This window comes from Microbacterium sp. NPDC076895 (assembly GCF_040687115.1).
Classification (GTDB): Bacteria; Actinomycetota; Actinomycetes; order Actinomycetales; family Microbacteriaceae; genus Microbacterium.
In genome coordinates this window covers 27,575-45,891 of record NZ_JBFBMQ010000003.1, presented here as the reverse complement: position 1 = coordinate 45,891, position 18,317 = coordinate 27,575, and the positions used below count along the sequence as shown (strand labels likewise).

At 67.9% G+C, this 18,317-nt stretch carries 8 protein-coding genes; 3 read left to right on the top strand and 5 right to left on the bottom strand.

Translation table 11 applies throughout. From position 1 onward, the window contains the following. Positions 1–12 precede the first annotated feature (12 nt). The gene (locus AB0O89_RS03460) at positions 13–945 is read left to right on the top strand and encodes a Ppx/GppA phosphatase family protein (RefSeq protein WP_363494215.1); all 933 of its coding nucleotides are present in this window, start codon (positions 13–15) and stop codon (positions 943–945) included. 121 nt (positions 946–1,066) lie between these two features. Here AB0O89_RS03460 and AB0O89_RS03455 read toward each other — a convergent pair whose 3' ends face one another. From AB0O89_RS03455 to rplM, 4 genes are all read right to left on the bottom strand, one after another. Continuing rightward, entirely contained in the window at positions 1,067–2,032 is a 966-nt protein-coding gene (locus AB0O89_RS03455; RefSeq protein ID WP_363494213.1) for an intradiol ring-cleavage dioxygenase, read from the bottom strand. Between the two features lie 94 nt (positions 2,033–2,126). Next, the gene (glmM, locus tag AB0O89_RS03450; RefSeq protein WP_363494211.1) at positions 2,127–3,491 is read right to left on the bottom strand and encodes a phosphoglucosamine mutase; all 1,365 of its coding nucleotides are present in this window, start codon (positions 3,489–3,491) and stop codon (positions 2,127–2,129) included. A 21-nt stretch (positions 3,492–3,512) separates the two neighbouring features. Continuing rightward, a complete protein-coding gene (gene rpsI, locus AB0O89_RS03445; protein ID WP_292729292.1) occupies positions 3,513–3,995 on the bottom strand; it encodes a 30S ribosomal protein S9 in 483 nt (160 codons plus the stop codon). A gap of 28 nt (positions 3,996–4,023) precedes the next feature. Next, positions 4,024–4,470, bottom strand: coding sequence for a 50S ribosomal protein L13 (gene rplM / locus AB0O89_RS03440; RefSeq protein WP_363494209.1), 447 nt, complete (start codon positions 4,468–4,470; stop codon positions 4,024–4,026). Between the two features lie 188 nt (positions 4,471–4,658). Here rplM and AB0O89_RS03435 point away from each other — a divergent pair, with 188 nt between their 5' ends. Beyond that, positions 4,659–5,948, top strand: a complete 1,290-nt coding sequence (locus AB0O89_RS03435; RefSeq protein WP_363494207.1) for an MFS transporter — start codon at positions 4,659–4,661, stop codon at positions 5,946–5,948. Here the strand turns inward: AB0O89_RS03435 and AB0O89_RS03430 are convergent. After that, positions 5,859–7,862 carry a LuxR C-terminal-related transcriptional regulator gene (locus AB0O89_RS03430; RefSeq protein ID WP_363494205.1) on the bottom strand — a complete coding sequence of 668 codons (2,004 nt, stop codon included), beginning with the start codon at positions 7,860–7,862 and terminating at the stop codon, positions 5,859–5,861. The genes AB0O89_RS03435 and AB0O89_RS03430 overlap by 90 nt on opposite strands. Positions 7,863–9,167: 1,305 nt before the next feature. Between AB0O89_RS03430 and AB0O89_RS03425 the strand changes: the two genes are divergently transcribed. Beyond that, complete coding sequence (locus AB0O89_RS03425; protein ID WP_363494203.1) at positions 9,168–18,026, top strand: hypothetical protein; 8,859 nt, start codon at positions 9,168–9,170, stop codon at positions 18,024–18,026. Positions 18,027–18,317: the final 291 nt, after the last annotated feature.

Genomic DNA, 18,317 nt, shown 5'->3' with positions numbered 1-18,317 from the left:
AGGCTGACCCTCGTGCGTCTGGGCGTCCTCGACATCGGCTCCAACACCGTCCATCTCCTCGTCGCCGACGCTCACCCCGGCGGCCGGCCCCTCGCCTCCACGAGCCACCGCTCAGTGCTGCGCCTCATGAGGTACGTCACGCCCGACGGTGCGATCAGCGACGAGGGGATCGCCGCGCTGGTGGATGCCGTCACGCAGGCCCGCGCCGTTGCTGAACGCGAGAACGTCGACGAGTTCCTCGCTACCGCGACATCCGCGGTGCGCGAAGCGACCAATGGCGTCGACGTCATCTCGCGGATCGAGGCCGCGCTCGGACAGCAGCTGCAGGTGCTGGGCGGGGTGTCCGAGGCCCGGTTCACCTTTCTCGCGGTGCGGCGGTGGTTCGGCTGGTCAGCCGGTCAGATCCTGCTTTTCGACATCGGCGGCGGGTCGCTGGAGATCGCGGCGGGCAGCGACGAACTACCGGATGAAGCGGCATCCGTCCCCCTCGGCGCCGGCCGCATGACGATCGCCTACCTGCCGGACGATCCGCCCGGCGAGGAGGCCGTGGATCGTCTTCGCGCGCACGCCCGCCAGACGCTCAAGCCACTGACCAAGACGTTCGCCGCCCTCCCCCGGCCTGATCACACCGTCGGCTCCTCCAAGGCGATCCGGTCGCTTGCCAAACTCGTCGGCTACCCGCTTCCCGGCTGGTCGGGAAGTGAACGGATGATGCTCCCTCGGGCTGCCCTCGGGTCGTGGATTCCACGACTGGCGCGCATCCCGGCATCCGCTCGCCAGGAACTTCCCGGCATCACCGCCGACCGCACCTTCCAGATCGTCGCGGGAGCCGTCGTGCTGCACGAGGCGATGAAGGCGATGGATGTCGAGGAGCTCGAGGTGAGCCCGTGGGCCCTGCGCGAGGGCGTGCTGCTGCGCTACATCGAGTCGATGGCCTGGGGCTGACCCGGCGCCGAGCTACGGCGGCGGCACCGTTTCCGGCGCACAACGGCGCAGATCGTGCGCGACACCCCGGCCTCGGGCCGCGGGCCGCGGCGTGTCGCCGAGACTCTGCGCCGTTACGACCTCAGGGGCGGCCCGATCCGCCCGAGGGGGCGCTGCCGCTCGTCGGGGCCGTCGTGGTGTCCACTCGCACCACGAGGGATGCCGCATACCCGTCATCCACCGAGCCTGTGACCGTCGGGATCTGGAGCGCCCCGCCGTCTTCACCGAAGACGTTGTCGCTTGCCAAGCTCACCTGCGCGAGGTTGCGGGAGGAGCCGGTGTAGTCGGACGAGGCATAGACGGCAGTCGCGACAGACTCCGGAATGGCCAGCTGTGACGTCGAGATCGCGTTCGTCGAATCGGTGATCGCATCGAGGCTCGGGTAGACCTCGAAGTGGATGTGCGGCCACCGTCCCGAATAGCAACCGGGGACGATCGAGGTGAAGGTGACCTGCCCGTTCGCGTCGGCAACCTGCACACCGCGCAGAAACGTGTCGTTCGTCACACCGTCGGAGTACATCGAGTACTGACCGAGTGCGTCGCAGTGCCAGGCGTAGACCGCCACGCCCGCAAACGGCGCGTCGCCGTGTGCCATGTCGGTGATCCGCAGCGTGAAGGTCAGCGGCACGCCAGCGACCGCCGCCGTCTCGCCGAGGTTCGTGCGGATGTCGCTGCGAACGATGCCGGATTGCTCGAGGATGTCGGGACCGTTCGACCCGTCGCCGGGGTAGGGTCCTGCGGTCTCATCCGGGATCTCTCCGGCCGGGAGCCCCTCCGCAACACTCGTCGGCGCGGACGACGAGGGCGTCGCCGCCGGCGTCGCGGTGGGGGTCACCGCGCTGGATGCAGAGACCGCCGGCGCACACGCGGCGAGTACGGCAGCCCCGGCTCCAAGTCCGACCAGGCTCAACACTCCCCGGCGCGAGACGAGGGTGCCGAGGTCGAAGCGGATGCCCTGATCGACGACCTCCTCGTCGGGCCGTTCCAGCAGCCGACCCTCGTAGGCGGGTCCGTCGGGGGTGGTCTGGGGTTCGGGAAACTCGGGCATCCGTCTCTCCTGTCCGTGCGGATCGATGGATCGAGAGTGACGGGTCGAGCTATGGTGCCTGAAGGCGAAGCCTATGCGCCTGCTATGGCGTGCCTCAAGCGGGAAGACTGAGGCGTTCGCGCACGACCTCGGCGAGGGCCTCGGCCTGAGCGTGCGCGGTTTCGGCGTCGGCGGCCTCGACCATGACGCGCACAAGGGGCTCCGTACCCGAGGGGCGCAGCAGAACGCGGCCCGACTGACCGAGGGCTGCGGATGCCGCGGCGACGGCATCCTGCACGACGTCGTCGGTGGCAACCAGCGATCGGTCGACGCCCGTCACGTTCACAAGCACCTGCGGGTAGACGGTCATGATCGAGGCGAGGTCGGCGAGTGTCCGCCCGGTCCGGGCCATCTGCGACATGAGGTGCAGCCCCGTCAGCAGGCCGTCGCCGGTGGTGGCGAACCGAGACATGATGACGTGACCCGACTGCTCGCCGCCCAGGGCGAAGCCGCCCTCGGTCATGCGCTCGAGCACGTACCGGTCACCCACAGCTGTCTGTTCGACCCGGATGCCGTGATCGGCCATCGCGCGATGCAGGCCGAGGTTGCTCATGACGGTGGCGACGAGTGTGTCGTCGGTGAGCTCGCCGCGCTCCTTCAATGCCACGGCGAGGATCGCCATGATCTGGTCACCGTCGATCACGGTGCCGGCAGCGTCAACGGCGAGGCACCGATCGGCGTCGCCGTCATGCGCGATGCCGAGGTCTGCGCCGTGCGCGACGACAGCCGCCGCAAGCTGGTCGAGGTGCGTCGAACCGACACCGTCGTTGATGTTGAGGCCGTCGGGATCAGCGCCAATGACGGTGACTCGAGCCCCGGCATCCGCAAACGTCTGCGGCGAGACGCCCGCCGCCGCACCGTGTGCACAGTCGAGCACGACGTGAAGGCCCTCGAGCCGATGCGGCAGCGACTGGAGCAGGTGCAGGACGTAGCGGTCCTCGGCATCCGAGAAGCGAGTGATCCGGCCGACTCCGGCACCGGTCGGCTGCAGCTTATCACCGCTCATGGCGGCTTCGATGCGCGCTTCGACGACGTCGGGCAGCTTCACGCCGCCGCGGGCGAAGATCTTGATCCCGTTGTCGGGCGCCGGGTTGTGGGATGCCGAGACCATGACCCCGAAGTCGGCGTCGTGGTCCCCGACGAGGTAGGCCAGGGCAGGCGTCGGAAGAACACCCGCGTCAAGGACGTCAACGCCCGACGAGGCGAGTCCCGCCGACACGGCGGCGACGAGAAACTCCCCCGACACGCGCGGGTCGCGGGCAACGACCGCGGTGAGACGCTTGCCCGCCGCGCGGCGTGCGTCAGCGGTACGGCCCTGGCCCAGGACGACAGCAGTCGCCTGGGCCAGGGACAGAGCCAGATCGGCGGTGAGGATGCCGTTGGCAAGTCCTCGTACGCCGTCCGTGCCGAAAAGCGGCATAGTGCGCCGTGCGCGAAGCGATTAACGCTTCGAGTACTGCGGAGCCTTACGGGCCTTCTTGAGACCGGCCTTCTTGCGCTCCTTCACGCGGGCGTCGCGCGAGAGGAAACCGGCCTTCTTGAGGGCCGGGCGGTTGTTCTCGGCGTCGATCTCGTTGAGCGCACGGGCGATGCCCAGGCGCAGCGCGCCGGCCTGACCCGAGGGGCCGCCACCCTGAATGCGGGCGATGACGTCGTAGGCGCCGGTGAGGTTCAGCAGCGTGAAGGGGTCGGTCACGAGCTGCTGGTGCAGCTTGTTCGGGAAGTAGTTCTCGAACGTGCGGCCGTTGACGGTGATGGTGCCGGTACCGGGAACCAGGCGCACGCGCGCGATGGCTTCCTTGCGGCGGCCCACTGCTGCGCCGGGAACGTTGAGCACGGGGCGCGCAGCCTCGACAGCCTCGACGTCGACGGCGGATTCGGTGGTGTAGCTGGTGGGCTCGGTTGCGGTGGTGTCGTTCGCCACGAGTATGTCCTTCTGGTCTGTCCGGCGCTTACTGGGCGACCTGGTCGAGCGTGTATGTCTTGGGCTGCTGAGCGGCATGCGGGTGCTCGGCACCGACATACACCTTCAGCTTGGACAGCTGCTGGCGACCCAGGCTGTTCTTGGGGAGCATGCCGCGGATGGCCTTCTCGACGGCGCGGACGGGGTTCTTCTCGAGCAGCTCGCTGTAGGAGACGGACTTGAGGCCGCCCGGGTAACCGGAGTGGCGGTAGGCCATCTTCTTCTCGAGCTTCTGGCCGGTGAGGGCGACCTTGTCGGCGTTGATGATGATGACGTGGTCGCCACTGTCAACGTGCGGTGCGAAGGTCGCCTTGTGCTTGCCGCGCAGGAGCGCTGCGGCGTGGGAGGCGAGGCGGCCGAGAACGACGTCGGTGGCGTCGATCACGAGCCATTCGCGCTGGATTTCGCCAGCCTTGGGGGTGAATGTGCGCGTCACGATAGTGCTGCTTTCTGATTCGAACGGAGTGGTTCGTGAATCCCGCTCCGGGGTGGTTCCGAGGCCGAAGGCCGCCGAACACGCCAGTGGAGGGCTCACGTTCGCGGTGATCTGCCGCAGTGAGGCAGGCACCAAAGATCTAGCTTACGGCATCTGGATGCTGCGCGCGAACGAATAGCCTGATTCTCATGCCCACCCGCGTCCGTGCTCGACTCGGTCGCGGCGCGCTAGTGCCGGCGGCCCTGAACCTTGTCGGGATCGGGGCGATGACGGCGCCCGCTATCACCGGCCTACCGCTGGCTGTCGATCTGCTCGCTCCGGCGACAGAGCGAACCGGCATCCTCGCGCTGGCTGTGACCCTCGGCGCGGTAGCGGCGACGGTGACCAACCCTCTCTTCGGGGCGCTCTCTGACCGCACGCGCTCGCGGCTCGGCGCGCGGCATCCGTGGATCATCGGCGGTTCCGTCTTCGGGCTCGCCTCGATGGGCCTCCTGCTGGTCGCGCCGTCGATCGGGATCCTGCTCACAGCATGGGTGCTGGTGCAGGTGTCCTACAACGCGCTCCTGGCAGGGGCGGCGGGTCTTCTCGCCGACGCCGTTCCGGATGCCGAGCGGGGGCGAGCCTCGGGAGCTTTCTCAGCTGCGGCATTCCTCGGCACCGTCCCTCCCCTGCTTCTGTCGAGCCTTCTTCCAGATCACGTCGGAACGGTGACGTTGGCGATGTCACTTCTCGCCGTCGCGGTCGCCGTCGGGGCAGCGGCTGCGCTGCCCGCCCGCGCGGTACAGGCGACGCAGGCCCAGGATGCCGAACCTGGCGGCATCGGCTCGGTCCGCCGCTTCGCACCCGTGTGGGCCAGCCGATTCATCCAGTCGGTGGCGTTCGGGCTGGTGACCTCGTTCATGCTCTACCTGGTGGCAGACCGCATCACGGGAACGGCAGGTGCCGCCACGGCGCTCACGTCCCTCTCGACGCTCGCGGGTGGCGCGGCGATCGTCGGCGCGGCGCTCACCGTTGGCTGGGTAGCCGACCGGATCGACCCACGCATCCTGCTCGCAGGCTCCGCACTCCTCCTTGCCTGCGCGGCACTGCTTCGGGCGGGTGCCGCGAGCGCGCCGACGCTGGTGCTGAGTGCGGTTCTGGGTGGGATCTCCATGGGGTTGTTCCTCGCGGTGAATCTTACGGCGGCGCTTCGTCGCATCCCCGTCGGCGCCGGCGGCCGATATCTGGGAGCGTTGAACATCGCCGACACCCTTCCCCAGATCGTGGTCCCGAGCGTCGCAGCGTGGCTGCTCACCCTCGGCGGACCGGATCCGATCTCGGGTGCCGCCGACAACTTCACGTCCCTGTGCGTGGGCGCAGCCGTGGTGAGTCTCGCGGGACTGGCAGTCCTACCTTTCCTGCGACCCGCTCGCGCCGAGGTCGTCGGGGCCGGTGCCAACGCCGGGCCGGATGAGACCCCACGCGGCGAGCGCGCGTAACGCGTCGGCGCGACTGCTCACACCGAGTTTGCGGTACAGGGCACGCAGCTGTGACTTGACGGTGTTCGGCGACACGCTCAGCGCGGCGGCGATCTGGGCCACGCCGTCGTGGCGGCCGAGCTCCAGCGCTACCGCGTGTTCGCGGGCGGTGAGCCGAGGCGCAGCACCGGGTGCTGCGATCATCGCCCACTGGCGCGCCCGCTCGACGCGCTCGGCGAAATCGGGATGGCTCGCCCGGTCGATGCTCGCAGCGAGAACCGCGAGCGCAGCATCCGGCACCAGCGCGAGTGCAAGCATCTGCTCGCTCTCGGCGAGCGCAGCATCCGCACGTTCGATCGCCGTTCGCGTGTGGGCGTCATCGTGGCCGAGAACGGCGACGGATGCTGCGGTCAGCGCGAGGTGCTCGGCGCGCGCGCGAGCGGATGCCTGCCCGGCTGCCGCGCCGTTGAGCAGTCGCAACGCACGTTCGGCGTCACCTGCGGCGAGGGCGATGCGGGCACGACTGACGGCGGTGCGCGCATCCTCGCTGCGGCCGAGAACACGTTCGGCTGCAGCGAGATCTCCGGCTGCCAGTGCTGCCAGGGCGCTGGTGTGTCGCAACCGGGCACTGGTGAAGGGCGAGACGGCACGCCTGGCTCGTTGGGCGCTGACGACGCTCCGGATCCGCTCCCGCGCGATGTCGGGTCGGTGGCGACGCAGCTGGATGAGGACGTCGACGTGCAGCAGCGGCGCCCAGTGCTCGATCGTCTCGCGGTGCTCGTCGAGGGCGTGCAGGTGCGCCTCCGCGGCCTCCAGGTCTCCGTCCTCGAGCGCGATCAGAGCATGGGCCAACTGCAGATAGCTGCCCGGGTAGCCCGTCTTCCACCGCTCCGGCCACTCCCGTTCCTCAGCGCGGCCGGCGACGGCGCGCGCCTGCACGATGTCGCCGTCGAGCGCGTACGTTCCCGCGAGCAAGGCGAGTCCCTGAAGCCCCGCGCGATACCCGCCGGCGTCGCTGACGGCTACCGACTGGCGGAAGCATTCGATCGCCCGGGGCACGTCGCCTCCATAGAGCAGGCTCGTTCCGATCTGGTTCCAGATACTGGGCTCGTTGCGTCCGAGTCGTGATCGGTCCCCCGGACTCATCTCGCCGAGGGTGTCGAAGGCCTCACGGGCAGCCTTGGTTCCGTCTCTTCCCGAGACCCGCTGGGCAGCAGACTCGATAGCTCGTAGCAGGACGCGATCTGCGGGATCGCGGGTGGCCGAGCGTTGGCGAGAGCCATATGCGGCCAAGAGGAAGAACTCGGTTGCGCGGAGCCGGTGATCGGGCCGGGCGTTGGCGATGATCGCCAGCAACGTCGTCACGAGCGGGAGCCTGCCGAGCACCGTGAGGGGAACCCCCCGAAACAGCTCCGTGACCTGCAAGCCGTATGGCAGCAGCTCGTTCCAGAATCGGCGCACCGTATCTGTCGCGAGAGCCCAGTCACGATACTCGACCGCGCGGCGCAGCGCCGCGAAGGGCTGTCCGTTATCGAGCTCCCACCACGCGATCAGGATGTTCAGCTCCCGAAGCCGCCGTGGCGGCAGGTTGCGGCGGGCGGATGCCGAGAGTGCCCGCTGCGCGAACGGCGACGGTTCGAAGACGGCAGCCGCCTCCCGCCGAAGGCCGTGGCTGCCGAGGCCGCGCCACTGACCGAGCCCTTCCCGCTCGGCACGGTCGAGAAGCCCTGCGGCATCCGTTTCTTCGGTGAGCCGGGCGGCGAGCTCGACGTCGACGGCATCCGCGAGGCAGATCGCTTCGAGGAAGGCAGTGAACTGCGTATCCCATGACGATCGGCGGATGCGCAGAAACGGAGTCGACGATCTCGGAGACGCGAGACGAGTCGATCTCCCGCAGGGTTCGGTCGCCGCCACCTCCCCCCGCCGCGTTCTCATCGAAGGTGAGCAGACGAGCAAGCCCCGGCGCACCTCCGTGGTCGAGCACGTCCCGCACGACCGGTGTGTCCTCGCCGGTGTGCAGGAGATTCGCCGCCTCAGCCCGGGTCAGGGCGAGCGCATCATCACGCAGCACGATCACATCAAGCGCCATCGTGAGCGCAGGCTCGACGAAGCCGTTTGCGACACGGGTCGTCGTGCGCACCGAGAGGGATGACGTGTCGCTGAGCAGCTGGATGATGCCCGTGATCGTCTCAGGGTCGAGGTACTCACTCTCATCGATCGCGAGTGTGATCTCCCCGAGCCGGGCAAGGCCGCGGCGCAGAGTGTCCCAGGGTTCGGTGACGAACTGGAACGCGGCGGGCCCCGCCGAGAGGGGGTTTCCGGGCTCAAGGAGGCCGTAGTCGTGCAGCGCGAGGGCTACCTGGCCGGCGAAGACGGTCGGCGAGCCGCCGCCATCTGCGACACGGAGCCAGAGGCCACGGCGCGGCGTTCGGGCAGCCCACTGGGCCATCGCCACGGTCTTTCCCATGCCCGCGGGGGCGCACAGCACCGCGAGCGGTCGGTCCTCCTCGAGAACCGATTCCAGGCGCGCACGATCGAGAAGCGCGCCCGGCAGACGCGGAACTCCGGCAAGACCCATGGAACCGACCCCGACGACGCCGCGGTGGGAGGGAGGGCGCGGTGTCGCTCCCCCAGAATACGGCGCGTCAGAACAGGGGGAGAGCTCCCTCGACGTTGCTTCGAACCATCGCTCCCAGGAGCAGGAGGAGCGTACCCACGAGGAAGAGGATGGCGAACGCGAGGGCCAGGCGCAGGTTCGTCATGTGGGTCGTACCTTTCGAGCGCACGTAAGCGATGCACGGGTCCAAACGGCGGGCCGCCTCTCGGGGAGAACAAACGACCCGCCGCAGGAGGGGTCTGGGAACCCCGCGGCGAGCGTAAGCACCCGTGACGCCGTTCGCGGCGCCAGCACCGCGCATTTCACCCGCCCACTCACCCGCCCACTCACGCAGCCACGTCCCGGAGACGAGGGGTGAAGCGGCGGGTGAATTCGAGCAGGACGAACCGTTCGCGAGGGCCTGAGTCCGAATACTCGGCGGAGGATTCGCCAACTCGCAGGCCCGAGCGCGTCTGGAGATCCCTGTGCTTGCGCGTGCGCGAGCACAAATGCACTGCCCTCCCTCGCTCCCGCACGGAGCGACCTGACAGAAGACGGTCATTCGATGAACGCCCCCTGCGCCCTCCGCATCCGCTGCTCCCGCGACCCGCCGCGCGTCTCGAGAGCGCAGGCGGCGGGGGTGGATGCGACGAGTCTCGCTCGCGCTGGCTCCGGCGGTGATCGTGAGCACCGTCGGCCTGGGTGTCTGGGGTGCGACGACCGCGGCATCCGCCGCGGCCCTCCCCGATCCATCGACCTCGATCGGGCTGGTACAGACCGGTGGCGCGTACGGGGATGCCGACACCAAGCCGTTCATCCTCGCCGGCGAGGATGCCACCTTCGATGTGTCGATCACGAACACCTCGACGACAGGTGGATTCAACGCGTCTCTCACCGTCTTGCTGCCGAGCGGGATCGATTTCGTCTCGTCTGGCGGGATGGGCTCGCCCGTCATCTATCCGAGCGGCGCTCAGCTTCCCAATAGCGCGAAGACGCAGACTGGCGACCCGTTGGCGACAGTTCCCACGGGCATGCAACTGTGGGTCTTCCAGGATGTCGCCGACCTGCCGGGCACCGCGACGTATCCCTCGTCACTGACCGTCCGACCCGACGCTGACCTCTTCCCGGTCGGCGCCGACCCCGACATCACCCTCACGGGCTACATCTCCGCCGACCCCGCCCTCATCCCCGTCTTCGACGGGTCAACCGGCGTCGGCGGTACCGCGGGCGCTGCCGAGACCTCGGGCGGTGCCAGCTCGACCGACATGCCGGTTCACGCGCTGCGGTTGACCAAGCACGAACCGAGCCCCGAGATCGAACTGCTGCGCGGTGTGCATGAAAACCACCAGACCGTCTACACACTGACCGTCGAGAACTCGCCGCAGGGCGACACGAACGGCGTCACCCTCGTCGACTTCCTCCCCGCAGGCCTCGAGTTCCTGGCATGCGCAAGCGTTGACAACACGGCCGACTCGCCGCTGCTCTACGACGGCGGCGGAAGCCTCGGCGGTTCCCTCGAGTACCCGACCACCGGCCCGATCACGGGCGCCTCACCCGCGGACTGCCTGACGCCGGCAAGCGTCGAGACGGTGAACACCGGCATCCCCGCCGGCCTCGACCCGGGCGTCTACACGAAGGTGACCTGGAACCTCCCCAACCTCACCGGAGGCACGGCGCAGGCCACCGATCTCAGTGCCCCGGGAGTAGCCGGCACGTACGTCATCCGCTACGTTGCCGCGGTCCCACTGTTCGAGAACACGATGGACTTCGTCACGACGGCCGGGAGCGGCACTCCTGATCCCGCCGGGCTCCAGCAGGCATCCAACCTGAACAACAACAACGGCGCCTCGACCCGGCAGGGACAGGGCGCAGGCTTCGGTGACGGCATCCTGTACGACAATCTCGCGACCGTTGCCGGGACGTACGCCGGACCGCTCGCCCCCTCCGCTTCCGCGTCAGCGAGCGACACCGACAGCGAGCAGATCCAGGCGATGGACCTGCGGGTACTCAAGAGCGTTACAACCGGTGCCGGCAGTGAGTTCATCACGGGGGGCTTGGCGACCTACACGCTGAACATTGCGACGAGCGAGTACACGAGCTCCGGCGACCCGAGCGATCCCGACCCAATCGAGCTCGTGGACACGTTCGCCAACGGACTGTGCCCTGCGCTCCCCGGTCCCGCAACGGCCAGCATTACGGGTGACCCGCTTCCCGCCGACTGCCTCTATCCGTCGTCGGATGCCGGCGCGACGCTCATCGGCGCCACGGCGACGGCTATCGACTATGACTCGGCAACCGGCACGTTCGCGGTGACCTACCTGATCGACCCGGCAGCCCTCACCGCGAACGACGAGCACGTGGTCAGCTACACGACTCTCATGCGCAGCACCTACGACACCGACGACCCGTGGGTCGGTCCCACGACCTCGGGTGACAGCCTCGGCAACACCGTGACGATCACGGGCTGGACTGACGCGATCCCCGCTCTCACCGGCGTGACCAACGGCAGCGGCGTCCCCGCCGATGGCACAGAGGATGTGTGGGACGATTCCGAAGCGACGCTGGACTCAGCCTTCTCGGCCATCTCGAAGCAGGTACTCCCCCGCGACGCGGTGGTGCCGACGCCGGGGGTGGCCCCGACCGCCGCAACCTCGTGCGACGTGGCCCCGGGCGCCCCGTGGGCGCAGAACCAGACGGATGCCGCAGACCCCGCCTTCCACGCCGGAGATGTCGTCTGCTACGAGTTGACGGTCGACTTCGCGAACGAGATCGACGTTCGAAACCCGCTGGTCACGGACTTCCTTCCCGTGGGCGTCTCCTACCTGGATTCGGCAATCTACAGCGGAGCCGGCGGCACGACCGCCGGTGTCACGATCGACAGCTTCTCGCAGAGCGGTCAGCGACTGGACTGGCAGGTCGGCACGGTGGGTGCCGGAGGCGACCGTTACGTGCCCCTGAACTCCACGCTCGTGCTGCACGTACTGGGGCTGGTGACCTCGAACACGCCGTCGGACAGCTCGACGCTCGATAAGCCGCAGAACCTCATGAAGTACCAGCAGGAGAACGTGCTGGGCGACCTGTTCTTCCTGCGTGACGCGTCGGAGATCCAGCTCGGGCAGGGCCCGACTCTCCTCAAGGGCGTCCGTGACGTGGACGGCGATGCGACCCTCCCGGCGCAGAGCCAGAACAACGCGGATGGCACCGTGTTCGATTCGAACCGCGACGGCATCCAGGTGGCCGCGGGCGATGTCGTCACCTACCGCGTCGACCTCTCCGGCGGCGACTTCGACGCCGATCTGACCGTCTGGGATGCCCTCCCCAGCGGGATCGACAAGGGCGACGTCTCGGCGATCAGCAATGGCGGTGTCGCGCTCGATCCCGGCGACCCGGGCTATCCCACCGACCTCGACTCTTCTTACAGCGGCCGCTCGGTCATCGCGTGGACCGGCATTGCCGTTGCTGCGGCGCCAGGCACGGCAACTCTCACCTACGACGTCACGATTCCTACGGACGCACGCGTGAACGTCGACTACGACAACACGGCCTCGATCACGCAGTACGACGTCGACCTCAACACCGGCGAAACGCAGACCCTCTACCCCACCGACTCCCTCGATGACACGACGCGGCCGGCCGACGAAACGGTGCCCGGCGCGAACACGCGCGACGACTCCTCGGTGTTCACCCCCGACCCGACAGTCGACAAGGAACTGGTGTCGACCGAGATCGGCCCGAACACCGGTATCGGCGAACAGAACCTCGACCCGAACAACGGCTCAAACCAGGCGGTGCAGGGCGAGCTCATCACCTTCGAGTACTCGGTTTCCGTCCCCGCACACACGACGGTGACAAACGCCGTCCTGCGCGATCGCGGCACGCTGCTGCGCGGTGCCACCACGGTTCCGTACACCGTTCACGGAACGCCGACCTGGACAGCCTCGGCCCTGACCGGCGCGACCGCGGGTGACTTCTCCCTCTCAGGCGCCGGAGAGCTGACCTTCCCCGCGTCGTACGCGAACACCTCGGACGAGGCGCAGGTCTTCACGGTGACGCTGACCCTGTACGTCGGCGACGCAGGGAACACGAACTCGACCCTCACCAACCGCGCCCTGTTCACCAGCGACACCTGGAATGGGCAGCACGACGACTCGGTCATCTACATCGAGCCGAACCCGCAGATCACCAAGAGCGCGTCTCCGGCATCCGATCTCACGACCAGCGACACGATCACCTACACGCTCACCGTCGCAAACACCTCGAACCGTCCGATCTCCTACGACAACGTGATCGTCGACACAGTGCCGGCGGGCCTCATCGTCGACATCGGCTCGGCGTCGGTCGCACCCGTCGCGTTCGATTCGGGCGTGGAAACCGGCGCGGGCGGCACCATCACGTGGAACGTCGCCGAGATCCCGCCGACGGCCTCGATCACCTACGAGGCGAGCATCGATCCGTCCACGGGTGGTGGCGAGAGCTACACGAACACCGCGACGGAGACCGGCTACACCCTCCCCTCGAGCCTCGGCGGCGACGTCACGAGCCGTCGCGGCACGCGCACCTCGAACGACGACGCAACAGTGACCGCCGTCACTGCCGAAATCGCCAAGGGGGTCCGCACTGCAGGCACCTCTGATGCCTTCACCACGAGCGTGTCCGAGCCGCTCGGCGAAACAGTCGAGTACCAGGTCGAGGTGACGCTGAAGGCCAACATCAACTACTACGACCCGGTGATCTCCGACGATCTTCCCGCCGGTGTCGTGCTCCAGGATGCAACGATCAGCGGCCCGACCGCAAGCCCGTCAACCGGTGTCACCGGCACCTGGGACTACACGCTGAATGCCGGGACCAACACGGCCACCTGGACCTACCACGACGGCGCCGGCAACGACATTCTGTCGGAGCCCGTCGACCGCGTGCTGACCCTCACCTACAAGGTGCTGCTCGACGGCAATGCCGTCGCCGCGAACATCGGAGACCTCCCCAACACCGCCGTGTTCGCGTGGAACACGACCAACGACGACCCGTCGACCCGCACCTCGATCGATGACGACGCGACCGTCGATGTCCTCAATCCCGAGCTCGCGATCGACAAGACCGTCTCCAACGACGCACCCAACCCGGGCGAGGAGTTCGATTACACCCTCGACGTGACCAACAGCGGCAACACCCCTGCCTACAAAATGGTCGTGACAGATAAGGTCCCAGCAGGCATCGTCGTTGACACCACGTCGATCTCACCGGTACCGGCGAGCATTGATGCTGGGGTCGGCACCGGTGCCGGCGGCACGATCGGGTGGGATCTTTCCGGCCCGCTGAGCAGCACGGCGCCCGGGAACACGCTGCAGTTGACGTACTCGGCGACTCTCGCAGCCTCCGAGCTGATCAGTGATCAGGACTACGACAACATCGCGACCGTGACCGGCTACGAGTCGTTCCCGTCGGGTGGGCGCGAGTACGGCCCGGAGACACCGTCGACCGCGACGGTGAACCCACTGTTCCCGAACGTGGAACTGGCCAAGACCGTCACTGCAGGAACCCTCGCGTACGAGGGCGTGCCGTTCAGCTGGACGATTACCGCGACGAACGACGACCCCACCAATCCCGTCGGTCCGGCACAGACCGTCGAGGTCACCGACACGCTCCCCGTCAACTGGAAGTACACCGACGTGACGAGCATCACGATCGATGGTGCCGCGTGGCCCGGCACCCTGACCCCGGCGGTGACAGGCACCGGCGCCCCGGGTGACCCCGAAGTGCTCACCTGGAACTTCGGGTCCCCCGCCCCGGGCACCGCGGCGCTCGCACCGGGCAAGCAGATCGTTATCGTGTTCACCGCCACTCCTCAGGAGGGCGCAGTGACCGACCCGGGTGCCACTGTGAGCGACTCCGATCGCCCCGAACACACCAACACCGTCAGCGCGGTGACGACCGACACCTCGGGCGCGACCAGAAACGCCGATGTCCCCTCGTACACCGGGCCTGACAAGACGGCAGCTGCTGTGATCCACCGCGCCGATCTGCACCTCCTGAAGGAGGCGATCGGGGGCGACACGACCACCGGCGACTGGATTCCGGGCGCGAGCGTAGGTGCGGCCTACGCACAGCCGCAGTGGCAAATCACCGTCACCAACCAGGGACCGGATGACTCGGTCGGCCCCTTCTCGGTCGTCGACACCACGACCCTTCCCGCAGGAGTGACGACCGGTTCGTTCACCGCGCGCTACTACGCGGACGGATCGGACACGACCGGCACGGCGCTGACCCTCTCGGGCACGGGCACCGTCGCCGACCCCTTCCTGGTGGGTGATGGGTCGACGAGCCTGAAGGCCGACGGTACTGACCGGATCGTGCTGCTGGCCGACGTGACAATCGCCGCCTCGGCGACCGGAGATGCCACCAACGACGCATCCGTAGTCGGTGAGACCTATGAGACTCCGGACGACATCGCTAAGGACAACTCCGACGACGTCACCCAGCCGCTCACCCCTCTGGCTGACCTCGTGATGGACAAGTCCGGACCCTCCTCCGCCAATGCGGGTGGATCGCTGACGTGGACGCTGTCCGTCACGAACGCGGGGCCCTCCGATTCCGTGAGCGCGCCTGGTGCACTCATCACGGTGACCGACGAGGTGCCTGACGGGATGATCGATGTCTCGGTTCCGACGATCCCGGCCGGCTGGTCGGGACCGGCACCGACTGACGTGTTCCAGCCAGGCCAGACGATCACCTTCACGATGGATGCGACGGGATCGATCGCCCCGGCGGCGCCGGCTGTGGAGTTCACCCTCTCGGGAACGGTCGACCCCGCGTGGAACACCGGAGACCCGATCGACAACACGGCGGTGGTGACGGCGGGCGCGACAACCGACCCCAACACCTCGAACAACGAGGATGACGCAACCGTCACGCCCGGCATCGACACGACGCTCGGAATCAACAAGACCCGCGTGGTCTTCGATGGCACGGATTGGGTCCCCGCGGCCGGGCTGAGCCCCGTCCCGCCGGTGGTTCCCGGCGACACGGTGACCTACCTCGTCGAGGTGACCAACACCGGCACCGCGGATGCCCGGAATGTCACGGTGCTCGATGAGGTCGAGAGCTACTTCACCTACGACTCGTTCGTCTCGGTGACGCCGACCGGAACCGACTGGTCACACACCGGCGGCAATAGCGGTGCCGGCGAGGACCAGACGTTTGCCCTGGCCCCGCGCCTGCTTCCGGGTGAGACCGCGAGCCTGCGCGTCACGATGCTCCTCGATCCTGCACTTCCCAACGGTGCGACCGTCGAGAACACCGTGGAAGCGGATGCCGACAACTCGACCAATCAGCCGACCGACACCGATTCCACCGACGATTCGGAGCGCTCCGCCGACCTGATGATCGAAAAGTCCCACACGGATGCTGCGATCGCGGGATCAAGCCTGGACTACACGCTGCTGGTGACGAACCTTGGCCCGTCGCCCTCGGTGGGTGCTGTCGAGATCACCGACACGCTCCCCGACGGATTCTCCTACGAGTCGGGCACGGCGGTTGTCACGGTCGCGGGCGGAGCTCCAGCCTCGATCGAACCCGTGGTCGTGGGACAGAAACTGACCTGGACGATCGGTGACAGCAGTCTGTCGCTCGCGAAGGATGGGACGATCGAGCTCGTTTTCGGCACGGTGCTCGCTGACGATCTGACCGCCGACACGTACGTGAACGTCGCCGTCGTCGACGGGCCCGACGATCACAATCCCGTGAACGACCGAACCGAGGACCCGACAGACGTCACGACCCTCACGAACCTGTCGATCGTGAAGGACACGACTACCGCGGGCCCCTATGTCGCCGGTCAAACCGTGGAATACACGCTCACGATCGTGAATGACGGCCCGTCGATCGCTCGGAACGTCACGGTCACCGACACCCCGGATGCGGGGATGACGGTCACCGCGATGTCGGGAACCGACTGGACGTGTGATGTGACGGCTACTCCGGCGAGGTGCGAACGGGGGACCCTGCCGGTGGGAGGACCCGTCACGATCACCGTGACCGCTCTGATCGGGGCGTCGGTGCCGGATGCGACCACACTCGACAACGAAGCGGTGATTGCGACCTCGACGCCTGAGACCTCGACATCCGATAATGAGTCGACCGCGCAGATCTCCGTCACCTCACTCGCCGACATGGCTCTCGTGAAGACGGCCGTCGATGAGTCCGGCGTCCCGGTCACCACAGCGGTCGCAGGCGAACAGGCTCGGTACCTCCTCGAGGTCTCGAATCTCGGGCCGTCCGATGCCGTGGCGCCGATCACGATCGTCGACACCCTGCCGGCGGGGATCACGTTCGTTTCGCTCGAGGCTGGAACGGATTGGACGGCCGTGGCCGCCCCGGTCGACCCGGCGACGAACACGCAGACCGTGACCCTCACCCGCAATCCCGCAAGTGCGGGGCTGGCAGCCGGGGCGGATGCTCCGGATGTGACGCTCGTGGTGGCACTGGACCCGTCGATCGCGGTTGACCCGCTGTCCGGTGAAACGGTGCTGACCAACACCGCGAGCGTCAGCTCCGGGACGGTGGATCCGACGCCGGGTAACAACACCGACACCGCGGACCTGGACGTCACCCAGGCAGTGAACCTGTCGATCGTGAAGACCCACGACGCCGGCGACGTACGGATCGGCGACGACCTGCCCTTCGATCTGGCGGTGCGCAATGATGGCCCCTCGACGGCGACAGGGGTGACAGTTGTCGACGTGATCCCTGCCGGGCTCGAGTACGTGGGTGCCGCGGGAACCGACCCCTCGTGGACCGTGGTGGCAGACCCCGTGGCGCCCGATGGGACGACGACGGTGACTGCAACACTGTCGGGTGAGCTGGCGCCGGGGAGCGACGCCCCGAGCCTCTCGCTCACGGTGACCGTTACCGCGGCCGCCTACGACGAAGTCGTCAACGTCGGTGTCGTCACGGGTGACCAGCCCGAGACGGACCCGTCCGACAACACCAGCGATGACACCGTCACGGTGCCCCCGCAGTCGACGCTGGTGGTCACCAAGACGGCTCTGGGCGGGCTGCAGGTCGGTTCGAAGGGCACGTACGTGATCGCGGTGACAAACGAGGGCCCCACGGAGGACCCAGGCCCGATCGTGGTGACCGACGTGCTGCCGCGCGGATTGACCTACGTGTCAGCATCCGGGACCGGCGCGACGTGTGATGCGTCCGGCCAGACGGTAACCTGCACGCTCGACAAGCCGCTCGGCGTTGGTCAGACGGTATCGATGACCCTCGTGGTGACCGTGGCAAACGGCGCCTACCCCGAGGTCACGAACACCGTCACTGTCACGACCCCGACCGAGCAGCTGCCCGGGTCGAGCCTCACCGCGTCGACCACCAACCCAGTTGCCGCTGATCCGCTGGCGGGCACGGGCGGAACGCCGTCCTGGTGGCTGATCATCGCGACAGTGCTCCTGCTCATCGCCGGTGGTGGGTTCTTGGCCGCGTCACGTCGTCGAACGGATGCGTGAGAATCGCGTCATGAAACGCCGCACACGGCATCTCTAGGGGTGTGAGCACGTCCCGAGCTGTTAGCAGTCACGGCCCTTCCGACTCCGCAACGTCGGAAGGGCCGTGGCCGTTCCAGTTTCGGGCGCGCCGGTGGCGGCTACTTCTCACCCGGCGACGCGCCGGAATTGCGCGGCTCTCGGAGGCGCGCCTGTGGGGCCGGTGGCTCGAACTCGCGGATGGCTCGCGCGCGTGGCGCTGGGAGCGCGGTGGCGCCGACGTGACCTGCGCCTCCCCGCGTCGGGCGGCGTGGG

Excerpts from the sequence above, each read along its gene's own strand:
- AB0O89_RS03455 (WP_363494213.1), bottom strand. The coding sequence starts at position 2,032 with ATGCCCGAGTTTCCCGAACCCCAGACCACCCCCGACGGACCCGCCTAC.
- glmM (WP_363494211.1), bottom strand. The coding sequence starts at position 3,491 with ATGCCGCTTTTCGGCACGGACGGCGTACGAGGACTTGCCAACGGCATC.
- AB0O89_RS03435 (WP_363494207.1), top strand. The coding sequence starts at position 4,659 with ATGCCCACCCGCGTCCGTGCTCGACTCGGTCGCGGCGCGCTAGTGCCG.
- AB0O89_RS03430 (WP_363494205.1), bottom strand. The coding sequence starts at position 7,862 with ATGAGAACGCGGCGGGGGGAGGTGGCGGCGACCGAACCCTGCGGGAGA.
- AB0O89_RS03425 (WP_363494203.1), top strand. The coding sequence starts at position 9,168 with ATGCGACGAGTCTCGCTCGCGCTGGCTCCGGCGGTGATCGTGAGCACC.